The 3,559-nt window shown below is 74.8% G+C and carries 4 protein-coding genes; 1 reads left to right on the forward strand and 3 read right to left on the reverse strand.

Annotated features, from left to right (window positions below; translation table 11 throughout):
• Positions 1–65: 65 nt before the first annotated feature.
• The 3 genes from KMS84_RS38205 to KMS84_RS38215 form a co-directional block, all read right to left on the reverse strand.
• Positions 66–830, reverse strand: a complete 765-nt coding sequence (locus tag KMS84_RS38205; protein ID WP_256921153.1) for a class I SAM-dependent methyltransferase — start codon at positions 828–830, stop codon at positions 66–68.
• 372 nt (positions 831–1,202) lie between these two features.
• Positions 1,203–1,772: an EamA/RhaT family transporter gene (locus KMS84_RS38210; protein WP_256921154.1), complete on the reverse strand. Its 570-nt coding sequence runs from the start codon at positions 1,770–1,772 to the stop codon at positions 1,203–1,205.
• Positions 1,773–1,931: 159 nt separating this feature from the next.
• Positions 1,932–2,261: an SH3 domain-containing protein gene (locus KMS84_RS38215; RefSeq protein WP_256921155.1), complete on the reverse strand. Its 330-nt coding sequence runs from the start codon at positions 2,259–2,261 to the stop codon at positions 1,932–1,934.
• A 182-nt stretch (positions 2,262–2,443) separates the two neighbouring features.
• On the opposite strand from KMS84_RS38215, the gene KMS84_RS38220 reads away from it, so the two are divergent.
• Positions 2,444–3,559 (forward strand): serine/threonine-protein kinase (locus KMS84_RS38220; protein ID WP_256921156.1); only part of this gene is annotated, 1,116 nt, incomplete at its 3' end.

Below are 3,559 nucleotides of genomic sequence, written 5' to 3' on the forward strand. Positions count from 1 at the left end.
AGAGAGGGGTGAAAGGTGACGGGGGGCGTGGGTGGTGGCGGCGGGGTCGGACGGGCGATGGTCGGTCAGGCGGCGGTCGCCAGCAGCAGGATGACGTCGTAGACCTCTTCGACGAAGCCGTCGGGGAAGGCCCGGGTCAGGTGCTCGCGCTCCTCGGCCAGGAAGGCCGCGGTGGCCTCCTCGCCCTGGACCAGGAAGATCGAGTGGCTGCCTATGTTGGCCAGATGCGTGTCGACGGGGATGCGGCGGCTCCACCGGACCACGCGGCGGACCGGGTCGAGGCGGCCCGAGGGGTCGACGCCGCGGGCGTTGACGTTCCTGTCGGGGCCGGGGGCGTCCTGGCCGAAGTACCGCGCGATGCGCCGGCCCTGCTCGGCGAGCCAGGGCACGTCCGGGGCGTCCGTGTTCCACCAGAGGGCCAGGGCCCCGCCCGGACGCAGCACGCGCAGGGCCTCGGGGACCGCACGGGCCGGGTCGGTCCAGTGCCAGGACTGCGCGTAGGTGAGGAAGTCGAGGGAGGCGTCGGCCAGCGGCAGGCGGTTGCCGTCGCCGCGGACGACCGGGACCCCGGGGAGGGCCCGGCGGAACTGCGCGGCCATGCCCTCCCCCGGCTCGACGGCGACGACGTCGGCGCCCCGGGCGTGCAGGAGAGCGGTCGAGATGCCGGTGCCGGCCCCGACGTCCGCGACCCGCGCACCGGCGAGGGGGCGGCCGGCGCTCTCCTCGATCGCGTCGAGGAGGGCGCTCGGGTACGACGGGCGGTTGGCGGCGTACTGGGCCGCGGCGGCGTTGAAGGAGTGGGCTCGGGCTGCGTGGGAGGAGACCGTCATGAGCCCATGCTCACGGGGAACGGGCGCGGAGGGGAACGGATTTACGAGCCCATGGAGAGGTCGGGGGCGCGGCCGGGCTGGACGTCGGTGGGCGCGTCGGGCGTCGGTGGCCGCGTCGGGCGTCGGTGGCCGCGTCGGGCGTAGGCGAAGAGGACGCGCCTGGCGGAGGGAGCGCACCGGCCCCGGGGGGGGGGCCGCGGTCGTGGGGCACACGGAGGCGGGAGGTCGCACCGACGGGCGCAGCCCGGAACAGGCGGGTGGAGTCCGGAGCAGCAGGCGGGCGGGGTCCGGAACAGGCGGGTGGAGTCCGGAGCAGGCGGGCAGGGCCGGAGCCGGGCTGCCGGGGTGGGGAGCCGGCGCGCGGGGTCCGGGTCAGGTGCGGCGGCGCTTTTTCGAGGGGTTGCCGGTGCGGCGGGTGGTGCGCCGGGCGTGGCGGTCGCGGGCCTCTTCGAGTTCCCTGCGGTGCAGGCCCTCGCCGGGGGCCTCGACGAGGGTGCGGAAGAAGTACGCGAGCAGGGAGCCCACGAAGCCGATGGCCAGCAGGCCGCGCAGGGAGGCCTGGCGGTCGGGGTCGGGGCGCTTGCCGAAGCCGTCCCAGGTGTGGCGGAAGGCGAGGGCGCTGCACACCGCGAACATCACCACGACCAGGAGGGTCACGAAGCCGCCGAGGTCGGCGATGGCGATGCCCTGGTAGGCGAGGCGCAGGACGAGGCAGGAGACGGCGGCGGCGACCAGGGAGCCCACGGCCGCGGCGACCCGCCGGACCGCGTAGCCGCGGAGGCCGGGGTCGTGGTCCACCCAGGTGGTGCCGAAGAACCGGAGGGGCTCCGGGCGGGGGCCGGACTCCGGACCCTCGCCGGGTACGGGCGTTCGCCCCGCCCGGCCGGTCGGGGCCTGCGGGGAGCCCGCCGAAGTGTCCGGGGTGCCGTTCTCGTCGCTCACGGGACGATTATCGCTCCGGGCCGGACGGAAGCTCGCCGGTGGGCCGCCCAGCCGGCCGGGCGGCGGCCGGGCGGGCCGGGCGGCGGGTGGGCTGCCCCGAGGTCCCTTGTGTGGCCGGGGCCCCACGCGAGGCCCCGCGGGCAGCCCGTCGACGTCGGATCAGGCGCAGCGCGAGGCGACGTAGCCGTCGCTGCCGGTGCGCACGTACGCGTCGGAGACGAACTGGCCGTCCCCGATGTTGTCCCAGATGGTCGTCGTGCCGTACGGGCCGGAGACCGAGGTGCCCGGCGTCTGGCAGTGGATCGGGACCTTGACCCCCTCGGCCAGGACCCTGACGACCGCGTAGCCGGTGCCCGGGCCGCTGCGCACGTTCAGCCGGACGCCCGGGGCGACCGGATAGTAGGTGAGGGCCACCGTCCTGAGGTCGGCGGCCGTGACGGCCACCGCCGTCTCGGTGCTTTCGACCTCTTCCACACGGTCCACAGACATGGAAAAACCTCCCCCGTCGGACCCCATGACTGCCATGGGGCCACGTTGATTCCCCCGAATCCCGCAATGAAACACCTGTGCAGAATTCGCACGCGCAGGCTAGCAAGCCGCCTCTGTCCTGTCGGAGTCATCGACTAGGCTCCCTGCGTCGCGCGCGCGGTTGAACAGCACGGGGGTGGTCCATGTCGCCACAGCGCAACACCGGGGCGGGCGCGGAGGCGGAACTTCCGGAGTACGCCGGCCATTACCGCCTGCGGGAATGCCTGGGCTCCGGTGGCATGGGTGTGGTGCACCTGGCTCACAGCACCTCCGGGATGAAGGTCGCGGTGAAGGTCGTGCACGCCCGCTTCGCCCGCGATCCCGAGTTCAGGGGACGATTCCGGCAGGAGGTGGCCGCCGCCCGGCGCGTGAGCGGGGCGTTCACCGCACCCGTCGTCGACGCCGACCCGGAGGCCGAACGGCCGTGGATGGCCACCCTGTTCATCCCGGGCTCGACCCTCGCCGAGCAGGTGAAGCGGAACGGGCCGATGAGGGCCGGGGAGTTGCGGCGGCTGATGGCCGGGCTCGCGGAGGCGCTGCGGGACATCCACCGCGTCGGGGTGGTCCACCGGGATCTCAAGCCGAGCAACGTGCTGCTCGCCGAGGACGGGCCGAAGGTGATCGACTTCGGCATCTCCCGGCCCAAGGACAGCGAACTGCGCACCGAGACGGGCAAGTTGATCGGCACGCCGCCGTTCATGGCCCCGGAGCAGTTCCGGCGGCCCCGCGAGGTCGGGCCGGCGGCCGACGTCTTCGCGCTCGGCTCGGTGATGGTGCACGCGGCGACCGGGCGCGGGCCGTTCGACTCCGACAGCCCCTACGTCGTCGCCTACCAGGTCGTGCACGACGAGCCGGATCTGACCGACGTGCCGGACAACCTCGCGCCGCTGGTCGCGCGCTGCCTCGCCAAGGAGCCGGAGGAGCGGCCCACTCCGGACGAGCTGATGCGGGAGCTGCGGTCGGTGGCGGCCTCGTACGACACGCAGTCGTTCATACCGTCGCAACGGACCCTCGGGGACGCCGGGACGGGCCCGCTGGGCCTCGGAGGCCCGACGGGACCGGCCGGTCCGACGCCGTGGTCCGCATCGGGGGATTCGGCTGCTCCGGGGGCCTCCGGTGAGCCGTCGGGGCTTTCCGCTGAGCCGTCGGGGGATGCCGGGGAGCCGTCGGAGGTCGTGTCCGGGCAGGTGGGCGCGGCCGAGGGGGAGGCGAGCGTGCGCCGCGGCCCGTGGGCCCGGTTCCGGTCGGGGGGCCGGGGG

Origin of the sequence: Streptomyces hilarionis (assembly GCF_024539675.1) — a bacterium.
In the GTDB taxonomy this organism is placed as follows: domain Bacteria; phylum Actinomycetota; class Actinomycetes; order Streptomycetales; family Streptomycetaceae; genus Streptomyces; species Streptomyces hilarionis.